An 18139-nucleotide genomic window follows, 5' to 3' on the forward strand; every position below is an offset into this window, starting at 1 on the left:
AAACTGAAATGCAATGAAAAAGCTGTACACCGGTATGCTGCTCGCTGCTACCACCCTGTTTGCGGTGGAAGCCGGAGCCCAGAAGATCAAACTGGAAGAAGGGGATCTGTCTGCACTGAAAGGAGTTAAGGAGATCAACATCGAGTTTGACTATTCCAACATGAAAGTGGGGAAGGTGAGTGAGGCGGATTATGTGAGCAAGAAAAAAGCAGATTACAATAAAAAAGAAGCGGGAAAGGGCGATACGTGGGAGAAAGCGTGGCTGGATGACCGCGAAACGCGGTATCAGCCGAATTTCATTCAGACATTCAATCAGTTCAGCGGTATGACCGGCGGACCGCTGGCATCAGCGAAGTACACCATCATTGTAAAGACAACCTTTACCGAACCAGGATATCAAATTGTAATGACGAGCAAGAGTGCGAATATCAACCTGGAGGCGATTGTGGTGGAGACTGCTGACAAATCCAAAGTAATCGGGAAAATCTCTGTGGAGAAGAGCCCGGGCGGCGGCGCTTTTCTCGACAACGATTTCGATACGGGTCAGCGGATCTCTGAGGCCTATAAAAACGCCGGCATGTCACTCGGCGGTTTTATCCGGTCAAAGACCATGTAATCCGCAAAATATTAGGGGCCATCCACGAAAGTGGATGGCTTTTTACATTGTTGGCAGACCAGTAAACGGCTTAAAAAACCCGAATATCGATAAAACAGCCTCGATTAACGAAGTGGATTTCAAACCAGCAGGCAGTTTCGCATTTTTGTTATGCAAAAGGGATTAAACATCCCGCAGCCTCCCATCCAATCCTCAGAAAAGTCATCGATAGCTTGTCATAGCTGATCCAATCCTTAGAAAAGTCAGAATAACCTGATCCTTCGTAATCCTATCCCCTGAAAAAGCAAAGCAGGTAGAAACAAATCCATGTCCGGGACCCATTAGAAGTAGTTTCATATCCTTTGAACAGCAGTATGAGATCGCCCCGGAAAATTTTTAAAGGTCATCCTGAAGGATGACCTTTATTTGTTTATTGGTTTAGAAGTTTATTTGTTTAGAAGATCCACAACGCTGTGCTTCAAAACAGTTGTATTTGCAATTTGCTTTGTAAGTCAGCCCAACTTCTAAACAACATAACTGCTAAACAACATAACTGCTAAACTGATAAACAATTAAACTTCTAAACAGCTTTTCACCAACTGCTCCCATTCATCCTCCACAGCCACCCCCGGAAACTTCACCCCGGCACTCGCGTACCAGTATCCTGCATTCCCGTCATCACCCTCCAGGCGGTGGAGATAAGCGTGGATATGCGCAGCTTTTTTATCCGGCAGGTCTTGCACAAGATCATGTGCCGCGTCCCATTGGTTATTGCCGGCAAACCACAACGCCTGCAGGTACGGGGAGAGGTGGGCCGGCGGTGTGGCGGCGGCCATGGATTCACGGAATGCTGAATAGGTCATGGTCATTAGGCTATTTCGTCTTCGGAATGATCGTTCTCAAGCAGTGATAGATTGATGGTATCGCTTCCGGCAATCCCTTCAATACTGCCCCGCACATGCGCAGCATTCAGCAATACCTTTTCGAGTTGTTTTTCCCGGGCTTTCCAGAGCTTCTCCATAGCGTCCCTTTCCCGCTGGATGGACAGCTTCATGTTCAGAAAACCTTCACGGATGGCTTTCCATTGTTCGCTGAACTCTGCACTCGTGAGGTAATCGTACAGCATGTGCATTTTATCGCCCTTGTTTTCCTGGCTTTTGCTGGCGTTGAATACCCGCAGGATACCATCCCGCAAAACCGTAACAAGGGCTTTTACTTCGTGAAAGGAACAGATCCACAAGCCTTCCTTTTCCCCGAACTGCTGCATATCATCCGGCAGGGTTTGCGTCACAAGAATGGCGATGTCTACCCCCTGGCTGCGCATATCAGCTTTCAGTTTTTCAATCCATTCGCGGGAAAAGTTTTTTGTCCGCTTGCTTTCAAAAATGATGCGGCCGCATTCCTGCCCGAACTGGTTGCGGACGGTAAGGATACAATCTGCCCCCCTTGCGCCTTTACCCACTTCTGCAACAAGATCGAAGGGAAAACTTGCCCGCAACAGTTCTTCGAGGATCAGTTCCTGCACTTCTCCCTGCAGTTGCATGCTGCCCTGCTCTGCCCGTCGTTTCATTTCTTCAGCCAGTCGCTTCTGGTCTTCCAGTTGCTTTTCGAGTTCCCGTAGCCGCAACTGGTATTCATTCTCGCGGGCTACCATCTTCTGCTCTTCCAGTTTGCGGAGTTCTTCAGATAATTTGCTGCGTTCGGCCTGCAGCTTTTTCTGCAACTCAATATCCAGTTCAGCTTCTCTTGTTTTCAGGTCCTGTTCCATACGCAGGTAGTCCAGTTCCTTCTGACGCGCCATCCGCAATTTTTCTTCATTGTCGCGGTTCGCCTGCTGAAGGAGCTGCAACCTGTTTTCAAAGTCAGCCTGGGTCGACTTCCGGATGCCTTCCTCCAGTAGCTGGCCCTGCCGCTTCAGTTCGGCATGCAGGTGCAACTGAAAACTTTCCTCCTTGCGGCGGATCTCATCTTCCTTTGATTTCTTATAATCGATCATCTGCTGCCGCAATTCCTGTTTCTCTTTTTCTATCGCATCCTTCAACTCATCGTTCAGGGCATCTTCCAGCGGAAACTCATGGCTGCAGTTGGGACATTTTATCGTTGTGGGCATGGGGCAAGATAAGAAAGTTTGAAGGCTTCGCCCACCGTAGCTTTAGCGAAGAAGAGTGCGTGTATGCACCTCCGGTCAGCCGGGCACGGGAGATTTAATATTCAGAAAAGATTGAAAATTGGATAACTATTGTATATTTGTCTAACGTTAAGGCGGACAGTATTTCCTCATTTTCATTGATTGTCAATTATGAAAACACTTCGCCACCATGTCATCCTCTACGACGCCGAATGCCCCCTTTGCCGCGTTTACACCAGCGCCTTTGTTCACTCCGGTATGCTCGACGCCGGTGGCCGGAAACCTTACCAGGACCAGCAGGCAATCGCCGCGTGCCCGCTGCTGGACAGGCAACGTGCAGTAAACGAGATCGCCCTCATCGATACCCGGACTGGCCAGGTGACTTACGGCATCGACAGCCTGCTGAAAGTGATCTGTACCGCCTTCCCGGCCCTGCGCATCCTGTTGTCGCCCCGCCCGATTGTCTGGTTCCTCAAAAAAGCATACGCCTTCGTGTCCTATAACCGCAGGGTGATCATTCCGGGTGCGGCTGCCACTGTTAACGGCAAAAAACCGGATCTGAGTGAAGTTGGTCTACAACCAGGCTTCCGCCTTCACTACCGGATCGCCTTCTTGCTATTTGCCTGGCTGCTTACTGCATTCATCCTTTCACGCTATGCCATTTTTATGAAGCCGCTCGTACCACCAGGACCCTGGTACAGGGAGTATCTCCTCTGCGGAGCACAAATGCTTTTCCAGGGAACCCTGTTGCTTAGCCTTGGAAACATCAACCGAACCCGGCACTGTTTCTGGAACTACCTGGGCAACCTGATGACCGTTTCCTTCGCCGGTGCCCTCGCTTTGCTGCTGCCGCTACTGATTGGCGTTGTCTTAAATGCAAAACCCGCATTTTTCCTGGTAAGCTTCCTGCTCGTTGCTGCTGCCTTGTTTGCCGAACACCTGCGCAGAACCAGGCTGCTTCATCTGCCGGCCCTACTGTCTTGCGGCTGGCTCCTCTACCGATTATTAATCTGTATTTATGTACTACAATAAGATCGTCATTGCCGGAGGCAATGGTTATATCGGACAACTGTGTTGCCGTTATTTCAGGGAGAAAACCAGTAGGCTCATTGTATTGACAAGATCCGACAAAACACCGGCCACATCGGTTGGCAATATTGAAACTGTTCAATGGGATGGCAGGTCCGCCACCGGACGATGGACGGCGGCACTGGAAGGCGCTGACCTGCTTATCAACCTTTGCGGAAAGAATGTGAACTGCCGGTATACGTCCGAAAACTGCGCAGTAATACTTTCTTCCCGCATTCAGTCCACCGCTGCATTGGGTGAGGCGATCCGAGCACTGGAATGCCCGCCTGCAGTCTGGATCAATGCCAGTTCTGCAACCATCTACCGCCATGCAGAAGATGGTCCACAAGACGAACATTCAGGCGCTGTCGGTTATGGATTTTCAGTGGATGTGGTGCGGGCCTGGGAAAAGACCTTCTTTGATTCCAATACACCCCGTACGCGCAAGATTGCGCTGCGCATGGGCATCGTACTCGGCCGTGCAGACGGCGCTTTCCGGAAATGGCTGCAGCTCGTTCGGTATGGACTAGGCGGGCGCCAGGGCACGGGACAACAAATGATCAGCTGGATCCACGAATGGGACGTGATGCGTGCTGTCGAATGGCTGCTGCATCAACCGGAAGCTTCTGGCATTTACAACTTCACGGCACCAGAAGCAGTTAGCAACTGTCAGTTCATGAAACTGCTCAGCGAAAGTTACGGTACGTTGTTCTCACTGCCCTGTCCCCAATGGCTGCTCGAAGCCGCCGCCTGCCTGGCTGATACAGAAGCGGAACTTATCCTCAAGAGCAGGTGGGTGCGACCGGCGAGGTTGCTCGAAGAAGGGTTTCAGTTTCATTACGGAACCGCCAAAGCCGCAATTGACGACCTGCTAGCCGTGCGGCCTTTGGCCGCGGCCTATGCCTGACTGTTTTCCTCAGTAAATCACAACAGCAGCTGCATCGGTCAGTTCCGGCAAGCGAAATTGTAACCTGCCGTTTTAGAAAGCCATGATGCCCCCGGCATTGATGGTTCCGGGCGTGGTGTCTCTTGCCAGGGGTGATGCAGATGTTGTTACAACCGTGAAGCAACCAGCCGCCACGAGCAGCATCATCAGTTGAATATTACGCATGCTTAAAATTAACGGTTACAACAAAATCATGGGTTGTCGGCTAAAATTGTTAAATTGACAATTATGGAGAATTCCGGAAAACTGGAAAAGGTAGTCGCGGCCAGGATGAAACTGAAAGCCCGGTTCGAGGAGAAGATGCGCCTCACACCTTCCCTGTCAGACGAGCGCCCCATGGGCACGGGGCCACTCAACCGGCACGGCATGCCCTCCCTTCCCGTTGGACAGATTGCCACCGAAAAATGGCCGGTGCTGGACCTTGGTATCCAGCCGGAAATCGCTCCGGAGGATTGGCAACTGAAATTGGATGGTGCTGTTGAGCATCCCGTCACCCTCAGCTGGAAAGAATTTATGGACCTGCCGCAAACGGAAGATACCAGCGATTTTCACTGCGTCACCAGCTGGTCGCGTTTCGGGCTTCAATGGAAAGGTGTGCGCTTCATCGACCTGGCCGCGCTGGTACAACCAACCCAACACGCGGCTTTCATCCTTTGCCACGGGTATGACGACTATACTACCAATCTTTCGCTCGAAGAGGCGTTGAAGCCCGACGTCCTGCTCGTGCACACCGTTGATGACAAACCTTTGCCGGAAGAGCATGGCGGCCCCGTGCGCATGATCACGCCCCAGCTTTATGCCTGGAAAGGTTCCAAATGGATCAACCGCATCGAATTCCTTGAAGTCAACCATCCCGGATTCTGGGAAGAACGCGGCTACTCCAATACAGCTTATCCCTGGCGCAATGACCGCTACAGCTGAACAACACCTATCATTCAAATTTCCTGACCTGCACTTTCAACGATCAATGCCAATTCAACTGCTCCGCAACCCGATCATCCTTTGCTTCACGTGCCTGCTGGCCATCACCGCCTGCCAGTCGCCCGAAAGCAACACTTCAACCACAACTAAAACAGACACCCTAACGGAAGAACAAAAACATCTTCCTGAAAATGCCTTGCGGGGCCTCACCGTGGCAGAGGGATTAGTGGTAACACCATTCGCCGAAGAACCCATGTTGCAGAATCCCACTAATATGGATGTGGATGACCGCGGACGCGTCTGGATTACCGAAGCGTACAATTACCGGCCCGCCATCAATGGCAATCCGACCAATGCACTGGGCGACAGGATCGTCATACTGGAAGATACTAACGGTGACGGACAAGCGGATACTTCAAAAGTGTTTTACCAGGGCCCCGAGCTCAATGCCCCACTCGGCATTGCTGTGCTGGGCAACCGCGTCATCATCTCTCAAAGCCCCTATATCTGGTCCTTCTACGACAGTGATGGCGACGACAAAGCTGACCGCAAGGAGATCCTTTTCCAGGGCATCGGTGGCGAACAGCATGACCACGGGGCGCACGCGGTTACCTTCGGCCCCGATGGAAAACTGTACTTCAACTTCGGAAACGAAGCCAGAACCCTGAAGGATGCCAAAGGAAAAGTGATCCTCGATGGAAAACAATACCGGCAGGGACTAACCCTTCGCTGCAATCCGGACGGCAGCCAGGTGGAAGTGCTGGCGGAAAATTTTCGCAACCCGTATGAAGTAGCGGTGGACAGCTACGGCGCATTATGGCAGAGCGATAATGACGATGATGGCAATAAAGGCACGAGGATCAATGCAATTTTCCCGCATGGAAAATATGGATATACGGATGAAATGACAGGCGCAGGATGGCAAAGCAACCGCACCAATATGGAAGATTCCATTCCCTTACGCCATTGGCACCTCAACGATCCGGGTGTTGTACCCAATTTGCTGCAGACAGGCGCCGGTTCGCCTACAGGTATGGTGGTTTATGAAGGCAATTTGTTCCCCGAAAGATTTCACGGCCAGCTGATCCACTGCGATGCGGGACCCAATGTGGTGCGCAGTTACCAGGTGCAAGCTGCGGGCGCCGGGTATACTGCCAATACAGAAAATATCCTGAAAGGCGACAAGGATCCCTGGTTTCGTCCGGCTGACATTTGCGTGGCACCAGATGGCTCCCTGATGGTAGCGGACTGGTATGATCCGGGTGTTGGCGGGCATGCTGCCGGCGACCAGGTGCGCGGACGTGTTTACCGCGTGGCCCCGAAAGGCCATCCCTATAAAACAGAACGTTATAACTACAAACAACTCAACAGTGCTATGCAGGCATTGGAGAGTCCCAACCTCGCCACCCGATATCTCGCATATACGGCACTGTTACAGATGGGAGATTCGGCCACTGCGGCACTCCAACAACACTGGAAACAAACCGGCGCTGGTCCGCGAATGCGTGCGCGCGCATTCTGGATACTTCTCGACAAGGATACCAAAAATGAGGTTAGCCTACTCCGTGAGGCAGCAACCGACGACAATAGCAACATCCGCAGCATGGCCATCCGTGCGGCCGTTACAAAAAAGAGTATTGGTCTTGATACGATCCTGCCTGCCCTTGTCAATGACCGCTCCGCCGAGGTACGCCGCGAAGCAGCACTCGCGCTTTACCATTACAAAGGCGCAGATGGTCCATCGTTGTGGACGACCCTCGCGAATGCACATGACGGCATCGACCGCTGGTACCTGGAAGCGTTGGGTATCGGTGCAGAAGGCCAGTGGGGCCCTTTCTTCAGCCAGTGGTTGACTACGAACCAGCAACCACTTGCCACTGCAGCAGGCCGGGATATCATCTGGCGTGCAAGAACAGACAAGGCCATCCCGCTGCTGGCACAACTTGCTGCCGACAACAATACACCATTGCAAAACAGGCTGCGGTATTTCAGGGCATTTGATTTTCTCGAAGGACGTGCGAAATATCCGGCCCTGCTGAAACTGCTTGAACAACAACAGGGCAATTCCCTGGAAGGGAACCGGCTCGTGCTGCAGGCACTCGATATACCGTCTGTAAGGAGTTCTCCCGTCGCCATGAAGGCACTTGATCAGGTGCTCGACAGTCTCCGCGGTACTGCTGCCTTTATTGAAATGACAGGCCGCTATAAAGTAAAACACAGGAACAGCGAGCTGCTGCAGATGGCGGTGCAGAAATCCAAAGAACCACTCGGACGTGATGCGGCATCCTGCCTCCTGCAACAGGACGGTACTCCTTCCATAAAAAGTGTTATCAATGGTAAAGACACTGCTGCCAGTCTTGCCCTCCTCCGGTCACTGGCTGGTGTGGGCAACACGGCTTCCCTCGATATCCTGCAAAACGTTGTGACCAGCAAACAATATGATTCCACACTGCGCAAAGCTGCTGCCGGAATGATCGGCTGGAGCTGGTCCGGTGAGGAGCGCGTGCTGACCTTACTGAAGGCAGGTAAGGTTCCGAAGCAATACATCCCCCTCGTGGTGCAAAGTGTTGGCGGCGCCTGGAGAGGTTCAGTAAAAGAAGAAGCAGCATCCTACCTTCCTGAAGGCAGTCAGAAAGATGGCACCACCGCACCACCTGCCTTTGCCGAACTGAAAGCGCTGAAGGGCGATATCGCCGCGGGACACACCGTATTTACCAGCAAGTGCGGACTCTGCCACAAAGCAGGAACAGAAGGATTTGATTTTGGTCCCGCGCTCTCCGAAATCGGCAGCAAACTTCCTAAAGAAGAATTGTACCGGGCGATCACGCAGCCTTCTGCCGGCATCAGCTTTGGATATGAAGGCTGGGAATTGAAACTGAAAGACGGCTCCAGCTTATCGGGTATCCTGAGCAGCAAAACTGAAACTGACCTGGAAATCAAATTCCCTGGTGGCAGCAAACAGCAACTGAAAACGAGCTCCGTCAAAACGATGACACAACTCAAAAAATCAATGATGACCGATAATCTCTATCAGCAGATGAGCCTGCAGGATATGGCAAACCTCCTCGACTACCTCGGTTCCCTGAAAAAACACTAATCTCATGCGCTTTTGCCCCTGCAGCTGCCACCACTTGCGCAAGCAAGAGCATTTCTCGCTGCGCTCGTTGCTGTTTCTCGCAAACGCCAAGAGGCAAAGCCGCCAGGAGGAATATTAATTGAAAGGAGGTAAGGAAAAAATTTATTCGTATTCATTTCTTCCTACTCTTCCACATAACTACAGCCAGCCAGTGATGTTTCAAATCTGCTGATATTTTCACCAGCTGAAGCAACTCCGCGATCATGGAGGCGAAATTCCTTTGCGCCTTTGCATCTTTGCGGGGCGCTCGCGCCCTTGCGTGAAAAACATTGCGTGCACCAAAAACCTTTGCGTGCTTTTCCTACTGAAAATGTCTTGCAGAAACCGCTCCCCAGTCCTCCGGCGCCATTTCGCGCATGGTCTGGCTGAAGGTCCATACATGGCCGCCGATATCCAGTACGGTATATTGTTTTTCCCCGTAAGGAAATTCCACGGGCTTCTGCAGGATGGTGAGTCCTGCTGCAACAGAACGCTCGTAGTGATGCTGTACATTGGAAATACGCACCATCAGTGACATGCTTTGCTGTTCTTTGCCGGCGCCATTGCCCTTGCTGATGGCGATTGCGCCGTTGCCGAAGGAAAGTTGTGCGCGATGATCGCCCACCCGCCATCTTTCGAGGAATTCAAAATGGGCAGATAACCAGGTTATGGCAAGATCAATATCAGGGTAGGAGAGTACCGGTATGATACTCGATTCGGGCATCGTAGCATTCATATAGTCCTTTTTACAAATTTACGGCGATGTCAGGGCACAAGCGTCGTAAAAAGATAGGTGGCGAGGATCACCAGCAATACAATACCCTGAAGAATATTGGTTTTACCTGCACTGAAAGAAAGGCCGATCGTAAAAAGCGATAAGATAAGCAACAGGGTGCTTTTGGCATCGATGCCGAGGGTAATGGGAAAGTCAAAAACGAGCGAAATAATCGAAACAGCCGGAATGGTCAGCCCGATACTCGCCAGTGCCGACCCCAGCGCCAGGTTCAGGCTTGTCTGCAACCTGTTCTTTCGTGCCGCTTTCAGTGCAGCAAGGCCTTCAGGCAACAGGATAATGGCCGCGATGATAATGCCGACAATGCTTTGCGGCGCGCCCCAGTTGAGCACGAGTTCCTCGATGGTGGGAGACAGCTTCTTGGAGAGCAGCACTACAAAAGTCAACGCCACCAGCAACAAAACCAGGCTGGCGATGGTAGTGGCACTGTTTGGCGTATGGTGATCATCGTGGTGGTCGTCTGCCACAGTATCATCAGCGAGAAAATAATTACGGTGCCGTACGGTCTGTACAGATATAAAACCACCATAAAGGATGAGGGTAGTGATGGAAACAAAAATGAGTTGCTTGGAAGAAAAGGACGGTCCGGGTTGCGTTACCAGGTAATTCGGCAGCACCATGGTCAGTACAGCAATTGCAGTGAGCGTAACCAGCGAGGTACTGACGCCCTGCTTGATGTACAGCTGTTCGCGGTGATGATAACTGCCCACGAGCAGGCAGATCCCGATGATGCCGGTAAGGATCAGCATGATCGCGGCAAAAACCGTGTCCCTGGCCAGTTCAGTAGCTTCAGCGCCCTCACTCAGCATCAGGGAAATGATCAGGGAAACTTCAATAATGGTTACTGCCAGGGCCAGGATCAGCGTGCCGAAGGGTTCACCCACTTTGTACGCAACCACTTCCGCATGATGTACGGCAGACAGTACCGTTGCGATCAGGAAAACTGCCATGAGCACCAGCAGTAGCGGACCTGGTTTGTCGGTAGACAAAAAATACAGGATGCCGCCCAGGAACGGCCCGATCACACTCCATCCCGGTAGTGCAATATTGAACTTTTTATGCAGTATTCCTTCATGCGCCATTACCTAAATATAGGCCATGCCGCTCAATTTACTCCCTGCTGCGCTGCCAAAACCTCGTTGCGTACTTTACGGTTCCGGAGCATATTTACATACCTCAGGGCGATTTTTACACGGTAATCTTCATACGCTTTCTGAGCCCAGCTGATGGCGCCATCGAGGTCGCCATTGATCTCACTGATAATGGCCATATTGTAACAGGCGCGGCCTGCAACCTTGTTGCTGCTGCTTTTTGTCTGTTCTTCCCAGATCTTGCCTGCCTGGTCCCAGTTGCCTGTCTGCGCCTTACGTTTGGCAACACCGAACTGGTCATTGCCCCGCACATAATAATCACGGGTCACCCTGATCCAGTAGGGATCGATGCGGGTCGCATAAATATGCCCCGCTTCATTGCCTGCCTGTTTCACCGCTTCTTTTTTCTGGAACAGCGCATCGGCGGCAACAGCAGGATTAATTCCCTTGCCGGAGAATTGCAGATTCTTGTTGGTATAGGCCTCATCCAGCACCAGCTTGGTGGCGGGGTAATACAAACGCCATCCGGTACGCACCGTCGTGTTCATGGTCACACTGCTGGTCACTGCGGGTATATTGCTGATCCCCGTCTTGATCACGCCAGGCAAAGCGGCATAATCAACCCTGGTATTGGCATCAAACAATTCGAGGGAAAACAGCGCATCGGTATTGGTCTCCCGGCAGATCTTTTCCACCTGCTCCCAGTTCAGCGCCGCAGGGAATACGCCGGCTCCAAAACTGCGGAGGTTCGTGGAGTCAAGCTTCACAATACGTTCAAAGCGGTTGTTCGCCACCATCTCTTCTTCAAGCCCGTTTACACAGGCTTTACCACCTTCGTCAATGAGGCTTTTACTTTCGAGATTGATCGTGCGGTGGATCTGGTCAAGCACTTTGTTTTCTTCTGCAGCCATACTGCGGTTAACAATGCTGACTGCCCGCACATCGCGGGGAATGGAAACCACGGCGGGTTCCTGAACACTGATATGAACCAGGTTGGTGGAGCTGCAGGCACCAAGGAACAGGGTCAGGCTCAGCAGGTATACGGGGTTTTTCATATTACCGGAACGCTGTCGGCGGGCAAATATTGCCGCAGCTGCCTCCGTTACTTCACCGAAAAGGTCATTTTACCCTGGATCAGTTCCCCTTTCGAACTGATACCTTCCACTACTACCTGGTAATTTCCGGGCACATCCCCGGTGTAAAATTCAAATCCTGCCTTCCCGCTCGCGGTTGCAGCTAACCGTGGATTCCAGTACAACACTTCCCGGAAATCCGGAAGCCGGCTTTGCTTCAGGCTGTCCGCCGCATATTGGGGTGAAAAGAAGTTGCGGGGACGGCTCATACCGTTGTAATTGCGTACAGTCAGGTAATCTTCCAGTGGAAAGCCATCCAGGTCGCCGCGGTAAGTTTGCAGGAACACCACGCCGTTCCAGCGGTGCTCGCCGTACAGGTAGGGACCGGCCAGTACTGCACCACGCTTCAGCTTCAGCGGATCATATGCAAAGAACCGGTTGTTGTTGAACAACGGCACGCCATCCAGCAGCAGAAATGGATCATCTTCGAAGAACAGCGCCCCCCGTTTGTCCAGTGCCAGCAGGTGCAGGCCATCGCGATGGCGGCGCACCATCACCGACAATACATACTCCCGGAACACTTCCTCCATGGTGGTGAACCGGGTATAGTCGTCGAGCAGGAAAGCTTCATCCGGTGGGCCGAAAAAAGGAAGGGTATCTTTCAAAAGGATTTTCTGATATTCCTGGAGCTCACGTGCGGCATAACCCTGCCACAGCTGGATCTCCTGGTGACGCTGGCGCATGTCGGCATGCTGACCAGCCGTCAGCGGCATTTTCGGCGATAATGTTTCGTTGCTGATTACGGTATGCGGATAAAAGGGACTTGTAATACTGATTTGCACCAGGGCACTGTCTTTAGGAAATGGCTGCAGAATCACCTCGCCATCGCCAAAGTACCGGGGTACTTCAAAAGTAAATTGTCCACGCGCGTTGCTGGTCACTACGCCGAACCAGGGCTTCGACCCGGGTATGGAAAGGATCACGTCCTTATCTGGCAGAGGCCGGCCTGTTTGCCTGCTGGTCAGCTTTCCGGTGAGTAGTGGACCGACCAGTTCCGGGGGATAAGGAAATGTATCCGGCATTACCGTTGCAGCCGGCACCTTTGCCGGAAGGAAAGACGAAGTTTCCCAGCTGTCGAGGCGATGAACCGATGCGCTCAGACCCGCAGCAGAGACCGTTACCCCGGGCGGCAAATTGAATTGAACAGCATTGTTTTCGCGGAGCCCCAAAGCGCTATGTGCCGAAGTAAGTTCCAGGTTGATCACATCAGCCTCATGTCCTGTTGCCGCCGCTGGCGGTGGAAACCTTATGCTATCGGGTTTTTGAAAACTATTGATCACCAGAACAGACTTCCGGAAGAAAACAACCGGGCCAAAATTCTCCATCCACCGTGTATAACCACACAGAGTATACACGCCGGTCGGAATATCTTCCGACAACAACCCCGCAGCTTCGCCCACGCCGTTCACCAGGGCGGCCTTGATCTGCCAGCGCGAACGGTTCTGCTCATCCAGCAACTCGATATAGGCCACTGTACTGTACGGTGAAAACCTGTCATATCCAGTTGTATAGCAGGCAGCTTTCAGCCAGATCATTTCCCCCGCGAGATAAACAGTCTTATCGGTTTGTAACACGATCCGTTCCTCAGGTAAGGTTGCCGGTTTTACCTGTGCGCTGGTTTGCGACAGCCCGGTTATGACCAGTAGTATAACGGCGAAATATTTTTTCATGATCAGGGCCAGAATGGTGGTTTGATATTTGAGCCGCCCCGCAGGTCACACTGAATGCACATGCGGCTGTACATTACGCCCGGGGTGTCGTAAGGATTGTTGTTGAAATAAACCGGCCATCCGCCCTTGGGTCCGAAAAGGGTGTACAGCTTTGGTTTAAGCATGGTATTCATATTGTTGGCGGAGTCGGGCAACCCACAGTTGAAAAAATATTGCCAGTCGGGTGGACGGTAAAAGAATTGCCTTTTTTCTTTTTCACTGGATGCTGATACAAACCCGATCACGGCTTCTTCGGGATTCGTCAGGCAATGCAGGTTGCCTTTTACTTCCGACGGAAGTGGACCAAAAATGCCGCCCAGTTCTTCCGTGATCTTGCGCAGGTTACTCCAGTAAGCGTAGGCTGTTTCGCTGATGGCATATTGTTTCAGTAGCATACTGTATCCCACGTCCATGCGGATATCACTGTAAGGAATTTCATGCAGGGGTGCCTGGTAAATTACATTATCGCTCAGGCCTGCGCTGCTCGCCACGGCAATGGTGGTCTGCGGATCGCTCTTCCAGCACCGGTAATACAGGTTGGCTTCTTCAGTGGAACGATTCACCATGGTACAGTCTGCGGTAATGAACTTCTTAAAGAGAAAGTATTGGGAGTTGTATTCGTAGGTGCTTTCAAACTTCCAGAAATAATACCGTGGTTCATTGGCTTCACCATGCGCGTTCACATAGAAGTGTACATCCTGGTTCTTGCGGAGATAATTGATTTCATCAATATTGGTGGCAGGCAGCATCTCCACTTCATCCGACGCATACTCCTTGCCGTCAGCAGTGGTGATGTGCAACTGGCAGATGGTGCCGATTGGAATGGTCAGGGTATCGGTCTGGTAAACACCCGGTGCGGCTTCCCGGAAGGGATAATTGCCGCCGTTTCCTGTCGTCAGTTGAATGGTTGCATTCCTTTCCAGCGGCCTGGGTGTAGAGTCCGAAAAATTCGCGAGGCGCGACAGGAAAATGGTCGTGGGTGCCGGTGCGCCACCCATCACGATCCCTTCAACCACCAGCAATCTTGCTGCTTCGCCTGACAATGGTGGATTGTATTTATCCTTGCACGCGAATACCAGGAACAAAATCGTACCGGCAATGGTCAATATCTTTTTCATCAGAATTTAACGTTGTAGGAGGCATAGGGTACCACTGTGCCGATGATCGATAATTTATAGCCCTGTACGCGGCCATTTTCTGAAACGAAATACACAGAATACGGGTTCCGCCGGGCGGTCACATTGTACAAACCAATCGTCCAGCTGCTGTGCGCCAGCTTCTTTACCTTGTGACTGCCTTCTATATTCATGCTGAAATCCGTACGGAAATAATCAGGAACGCGATAGGCATTCCGGTCGGAATAATACATCCGCACCGACCCGTTCATCCAGTAACGTCCGACGGGATACGTGATGGGCCGCCCTGTGCTGTAGGCTGTGGTAAGCGAAATGCTGAACCGGTGGGAGAAACGGTAATTGCCAATGAAGTTCACCACATGCGGCTTATCGTAATCTGCCGGGAAATAATTGCCCTTGTTAACAGGATCATCCACCAGGGGGTCATCCATTTTCAACAACGTGCGCGACCAGGTATAGCTGACCCATCCGGTAAGTCTTCCGGCTGTTTTCTTCACGAGCAGTTCCACGCCATACGCCTTCCCGGAGGCATTGGCTACATCAGTTTCCAGGTGATTGTTCAGCAGGAGTGTCGCACCATTCTTGTAGGTAACGGCATGCTGTATGCGCTTGTAATAACCCTCCACCGAAGCCTCGATCGTGTTCTCCCGGAAATTCTGGTAGAACCCGGCAGAAAACTGGTCACCCACCTCCGGACGGATATAACTGTCGCTGAGCTTCCACATATCCGTGGGACTCACGACAGTGGTATTACTCATCATGTGGATGTTCTGACGGGTACGGTTATACGATAACTTGAAACTGGTGCTGTTGTTAAGCATGTACCGCAAGGCAATCCTTGGTTCCAGTCCCTGCCAGGTCTGGATATTCCCGGTGGCATGTATCGTGTCGGTAATGCTGGAGATCTCCCTGGGTACACCCGGCTGGTACTCGTACACGTCCCTGGGACCGCGATAGCTGTACCAGGTGTACCGTACGCCGGCATGAAGCGACAGGTCCGGCGTGATCGTGAATTGGTCACTGAGATAACCAGCCAGCTCCAGGCCCTTTTCGGGCATCACGGTTTTGGGAATGGTCAGTCCCTTCCCGGCAGGCGCCAGGTTGCCCGGCTGGAGGTCATACATCAGGCCCGATAATCCTCCTTCAAACCGGTGTTTTGCATTCGGCATGAAGGTGAGGTCCAGTTTGCCATGATATTGTTTGATGGCATTTTCGAAAGTGAAATCATTGGGTGCACCGCGATCACTTTCCATCCGGAATTTATAGCTGTCGATACCGCCGGACAATAAGCTGGAGAAGCGGTTGTTGAAATTATGTTTCCATTTGACCACTCCGTTAATATTACCATACCGGTACAGGGTATCGCCATCCAGGCGGAAGCGGTCGCCGCTCATATAACCGGTAAAATAGAGAGTATTGCGCTCATTCATAGCATGCGTGATGCCAAGGTTGGCATCATAAAAACTTGCCGAACTGTTCGCATAGGCAGGATCGTTCAGGGCACGCAGCAGCCAGTTTGAATAGGTGGTGCGGGCGCCGGCGATAAACGTGGTCTTTTTCCCTAACGGCCCCTCCAGCGTCGCCCTGGCATTGAGCAGCCCCAGTCCGATGGACCCCGACAGTTTTTTCTGGTTGCCTTCGCGGCTGATCACATCCAGTACTGACGACAGGCGGCTGGCATATTTCACCGGGATACTGCTCTTATACAGTTCGGCGTCTTTCACGATATCGGGATTGAAGCCGGAAAAGAAACCAAAAAAATGCGCCGGGTTGAAGATGGTGGCGCCATCCAGCAGCACGAGGTTCTGATCCACGGAGCCGCCGCGCACATTCATGCCGGTAGATCCTTCACTGGCGGAAGTAACACCCGGCAGCATCTGCATCACCCGTACGATATCGGTTTCACCAAACAGCGAAGGCAACTGTTTGGCCACCTTGATATTGATCTTCTGCACCCCCATCAGGTTGCCTTTCACATTGGTGGACTTCGATCCGATCACGGTTACCTCCTTGAGGCTGGCCACGTAAGGTGTCATGCGGATCTCCAGTTTGCCATCGCCATACAGCACGATCTTCCGCCGCGCGTCGGTCATGCCGAGGCTGCTCACTTTCAGCGTATGTTCTCCTTTGGGAAGCGTGAAAGAATAGTAGCCATATTTATCGGTCATAATGCCGGTGCGCGTTCCTTCCAGTACGATTGAGGCATTGGCCACACCTTCGCCCGTGTTGTACTGGCGCACATAACCGGCAACGGTAGCCAGTCCGGCTCCAATGGTTTCTGTTTTCAGTCCCACTTCAAATACTTTGTTGTCATCCATCGCCAGTCGGGTGGGAGTGATGTATTGGTGCCCCACTTCGCTGATGCGGGAAGTGGCAAATACTTCCCTTCCCGAAACAGCAGATTTTTTGGGAACCGGCGGCGGCGCCTTTCCGGGCAGCAGGCTTACTGTGAAGCCAACCGTCAGGAATATGCGGTTCTGTTCATCCGCCACATAACTGATGCCCGTGCTGTCAAAAACTTTGTCCAGCACATATTGGAGCGACTGATCCCGGATGAGGACGGACACGAGGAAACTGTCCATCTGGCGGGCATCAAAATAAAAGCGGCAGGGCACCTGCTTCTCGATGGCTTCTGCAAAGGTCTGCAGGTTGACACTGTCGAGGCTGATGCTGATCCGCTGGTCCAGCACCGGCGGCCGGAACGTCGTGTCCTGTGCCGTGGCAATGCCTGCAACAAGCAGGGTCAGTATTACCAGTAATTTTTTCATCTGGGGGAAGATTGATCCATATAGCGGGCAGCAGCAATAACGGTTTCAGCCGGCTTTTTCCGGAAGGATAATCCTTCCCGCCTGAGATATGGTTTAAGGACTTTCGTTGCATCACCCAGTGCTTCATATAGTCCTTTCTGGTTTCTTACCCGGAACCACTGGCCCCGGTGCAGTACATAGTAGCGATTGATCTGGGGATTCAGGTAATACAACAGCCGCTGATCCACCAGTCTTTCACCGCCTATTTCTTTCCGGTAGGTAGCGAGCACGGTCGTGGTGCCATCATACAATACATCGTAATAGCCGGGCTGCAGTGTTGATGAATCACGGATACGCAGGAAGCGGTGGCCGCCGATCGTAAAGCGGTCCAGCGCACCATCCTGGAATTCCAGGCCCTCATCGGTTTCGGAATGCTGAAGCAGCACCGTTTGTTTCATCAGGTCAAATTTGAGCTGGAGGTTTTCGAAAAGTTTCCCGAAATACACCACACTGCCGGTTTGATAAGTATTGGTATCAAGGAAGGGATGATCATTGCCGTAAAGCAGGGGAAAGTCAACATGATAGGTGCGGCCGTTATAGAGATCGGATGGGTTGTTGACGGTCTGCAGGTAAACAGAGAGCAGGGGAGACGGTGCGCTGGTATCTTTAAATGGCGTTTGTGCCTTTCCGTTAGCGAAAGGAACAAGCAGCAACCAGGCCCATGGTAATTTTCTCATGACAGGATAGGCGCTTTGGG

Annotated in this window: 15 protein-coding genes; 5 read left to right on the forward strand and 10 right to left on the reverse strand. The window is 52.0% G+C overall.

Annotated features, from left to right (window positions below):
- Positions 1-13 precede the first annotated feature (13 nt).
- Positions 14-616, forward strand: a complete 603-nt coding sequence (locus FPE01S_RS10210) for a hypothetical protein (RefSeq protein ID WP_046368937.1) — start codon at positions 14-16, stop codon at positions 614-616.
- A gap of 551 nt (positions 617-1167) precedes the next feature.
- Here FPE01S_RS10210 and FPE01S_RS10215 read toward each other — a convergent pair.
- Together FPE01S_RS10215 and FPE01S_RS10220 are read right to left on the reverse strand one after the other, a co-directional pair.
- Positions 1168-1458, reverse strand: coding sequence for a hypothetical protein (locus tag FPE01S_RS10215; RefSeq protein WP_046369783.1), 291 nt, complete (start codon positions 1456-1458; stop codon positions 1168-1170).
- A 5-nt stretch (positions 1459-1463) separates the two neighbouring features.
- The gene (locus FPE01S_RS10220; protein ID WP_046368938.1) at positions 1464-2705 is read right to left on the reverse strand and encodes a DUF2130 domain-containing protein; all 1242 of its coding nucleotides are present in this window, start codon (positions 2703-2705) and stop codon (positions 1464-1466) included.
- 189 nt (positions 2706-2894) lie between these two features.
- Between FPE01S_RS10220 and FPE01S_RS10225 the strand changes: the two genes are divergently transcribed.
- Together FPE01S_RS10225 and FPE01S_RS10230 are read left to right on the forward strand one after the other, a co-directional pair.
- Positions 2895-3755 (forward strand): thiol-disulfide oxidoreductase DCC family protein, encoded by an 861-nt coding sequence (locus FPE01S_RS10225; RefSeq protein WP_046368939.1) that lies wholly within the window; start codon positions 2895-2897, stop codon positions 3753-3755.
- Positions 3742-4698 (forward strand): TIGR01777 family oxidoreductase, encoded by a 957-nt coding sequence (locus FPE01S_RS10230; RefSeq protein ID WP_046368940.1) that lies wholly within the window; start codon positions 3742-3744, stop codon positions 4696-4698. The genes FPE01S_RS10225 and FPE01S_RS10230 overlap by 14 nt, the downstream gene beginning before the upstream one ends.
- A gap of 72 nt (positions 4699-4770) precedes the next feature.
- Here the strand turns inward: FPE01S_RS10230 and FPE01S_RS26325 are convergent, their stop codons facing one another.
- Positions 4771-4902, reverse strand: coding sequence for a hypothetical protein (locus tag FPE01S_RS26325; protein ID WP_281176199.1), 132 nt, complete (start codon positions 4900-4902; stop codon positions 4771-4773).
- Positions 4903-4965: 63 nt separating this feature from the next.
- Between FPE01S_RS26325 and FPE01S_RS10235 the strand changes: the two genes are divergently transcribed.
- Together FPE01S_RS10235 and FPE01S_RS10240 are read left to right on the forward strand one after the other, a co-directional pair.
- On the forward strand, positions 4966-5658 hold the full coding sequence (locus FPE01S_RS10235) for a molybdopterin-dependent oxidoreductase (RefSeq protein ID WP_046368941.1): 693 nt from the start codon (positions 4966-4968) through the stop codon (positions 5656-5658).
- A gap of 46 nt (positions 5659-5704) precedes the next feature.
- Positions 5705-8755, forward strand: a complete 3051-nt coding sequence (locus tag FPE01S_RS10240) for a PVC-type heme-binding CxxCH protein (RefSeq protein ID WP_046368942.1) — start codon at positions 5705-5707, stop codon at positions 8753-8755.
- Positions 8756-9095: 340 nt separating this feature from the next.
- Here FPE01S_RS10240 and FPE01S_RS10245 read toward each other — a convergent pair whose 3' ends face one another.
- Genes FPE01S_RS10245 through FPE01S_RS10275 form a run of 7 tightly spaced genes read right to left on the reverse strand, consistent with a single transcriptional unit; the run spans position 9096 to position 18119 of the window.
- Positions 9096-9509, reverse strand: coding sequence for a VOC family protein (locus tag FPE01S_RS10245; RefSeq protein ID WP_046368943.1), 414 nt, complete (start codon positions 9507-9509; stop codon positions 9096-9098).
- A 29-nt stretch (positions 9510-9538) separates the two neighbouring features.
- Positions 9539-10648, reverse strand: a complete 1110-nt coding sequence (locus FPE01S_RS10250) for a calcium:cation antiporter (RefSeq protein WP_046368944.1) — start codon at positions 10646-10648, stop codon at positions 9539-9541.
- 23 nt (positions 10649-10671) lie between these two features.
- Complete coding sequence (locus FPE01S_RS10255) at positions 10672-11712, reverse strand: DUF6340 family protein (protein WP_046368945.1); 1041 nt, start codon at positions 11710-11712, stop codon at positions 10672-10674.
- 47 nt (positions 11713-11759) lie between these two features.
- Positions 11760-13460, reverse strand: a complete 1701-nt coding sequence (locus FPE01S_RS10260; RefSeq protein ID WP_046368946.1) for a hypothetical protein — start codon at positions 13458-13460, stop codon at positions 11760-11762.
- Between the two features lie 2 nt (positions 13461-13462).
- Entirely contained in the window at positions 13463-14617 is a 1155-nt protein-coding gene (locus FPE01S_RS10265) for a DUF4249 domain-containing protein (protein ID WP_046368947.1), read from the reverse strand.
- Complete coding sequence (locus FPE01S_RS10270; protein ID WP_046368948.1) at positions 14617-17403, reverse strand: TonB-dependent receptor; 2787 nt, start codon at positions 17401-17403, stop codon at positions 14617-14619. The genes FPE01S_RS10265 and FPE01S_RS10270 overlap by 1 nt, the downstream gene beginning before the upstream one ends.
- The gene (locus FPE01S_RS10275) at positions 17400-18119 is read right to left on the reverse strand and encodes a hypothetical protein (RefSeq protein ID WP_046368949.1); all 720 of its coding nucleotides are present in this window, start codon (positions 18117-18119) and stop codon (positions 17400-17402) included. The genes FPE01S_RS10270 and FPE01S_RS10275 overlap by 4 nt, the downstream gene beginning before the upstream one ends.
- Positions 18120-18139: the final 20 nt, after the last annotated feature.

Source organism: Flavihumibacter petaseus NBRC 106054 (assembly GCF_000974785.1).
GTDB lineage: Bacteria > Bacteroidota > Bacteroidia > Chitinophagales > Chitinophagaceae > Flavihumibacter > Flavihumibacter petaseus.

What these genes read in the sequence shown, in the direction of transcription:
- FPE01S_RS10210 (WP_046368937.1), top strand. Translation starts at nt 14, where the DNA reads ATGAAAAAGCTGTACACCGGTATGCTGCTCGCTGCTACCACCCTGTTT.
- FPE01S_RS10215 (WP_046369783.1), bottom strand. Translation starts at nt 1,458, where the DNA reads ATGACCTATTCAGCATTCCGTGAATCCATGGCCGCCGCCACACCGCCG.
- FPE01S_RS10220 (WP_046368938.1), bottom strand. Translation starts at nt 2,705, where the DNA reads ATGCCCACAACGATAAAATGTCCCAACTGCAGCCATGAGTTTCCGCTG.
- FPE01S_RS10225 (WP_046368939.1), top strand. Translation starts at nt 2,895, where the DNA reads ATGAAAACACTTCGCCACCATGTCATCCTCTACGACGCCGAATGCCCC.
- FPE01S_RS10230 (WP_046368940.1), top strand. Translation starts at nt 3,742, where the DNA reads ATGTACTACAATAAGATCGTCATTGCCGGAGGCAATGGTTATATCGGA.
- FPE01S_RS26325 (WP_281176199.1), bottom strand. Translation starts at nt 4,902, where the DNA reads ATGCGTAATATTCAACTGATGATGCTGCTCGTGGCGGCTGGTTGCTTC.
- FPE01S_RS10235 (WP_046368941.1), top strand. Translation starts at nt 4,966, where the DNA reads ATGGAGAATTCCGGAAAACTGGAAAAGGTAGTCGCGGCCAGGATGAAA.
- FPE01S_RS10240 (WP_046368942.1), top strand. Translation starts at nt 5,705, where the DNA reads ATGCCAATTCAACTGCTCCGCAACCCGATCATCCTTTGCTTCACGTGC.
- FPE01S_RS10245 (WP_046368943.1), bottom strand. Translation starts at nt 9,509, where the DNA reads ATGAATGCTACGATGCCCGAATCGAGTATCATACCGGTACTCTCCTAC.
- FPE01S_RS10250 (WP_046368944.1), bottom strand. Translation starts at nt 10,648, where the DNA reads ATGGCGCATGAAGGAATACTGCATAAAAAGTTCAATATTGCACTACCG.
- FPE01S_RS10255 (WP_046368945.1), bottom strand. Translation starts at nt 11,712, where the DNA reads ATGAAAAACCCCGTATACCTGCTGAGCCTGACCCTGTTCCTTGGTGCC.
- FPE01S_RS10260 (WP_046368946.1), bottom strand. Translation starts at nt 13,460, where the DNA reads ATGAAAAAATATTTCGCCGTTATACTACTGGTCATAACCGGGCTGTCG.
- FPE01S_RS10265 (WP_046368947.1), bottom strand. Translation starts at nt 14,617, where the DNA reads ATGAAAAAGATATTGACCATTGCCGGTACGATTTTGTTCCTGGTATTC.
- FPE01S_RS10270 (WP_046368948.1), bottom strand. Translation starts at nt 17,403, where the DNA reads ATGAAAAAATTACTGGTAATACTGACCCTGCTTGTTGCAGGCATTGCC.
- FPE01S_RS10275 (WP_046368949.1), bottom strand. Translation starts at nt 18,119, where the DNA reads ATGAGAAAATTACCATGGGCCTGGTTGCTGCTTGTTCCTTTCGCTAAC.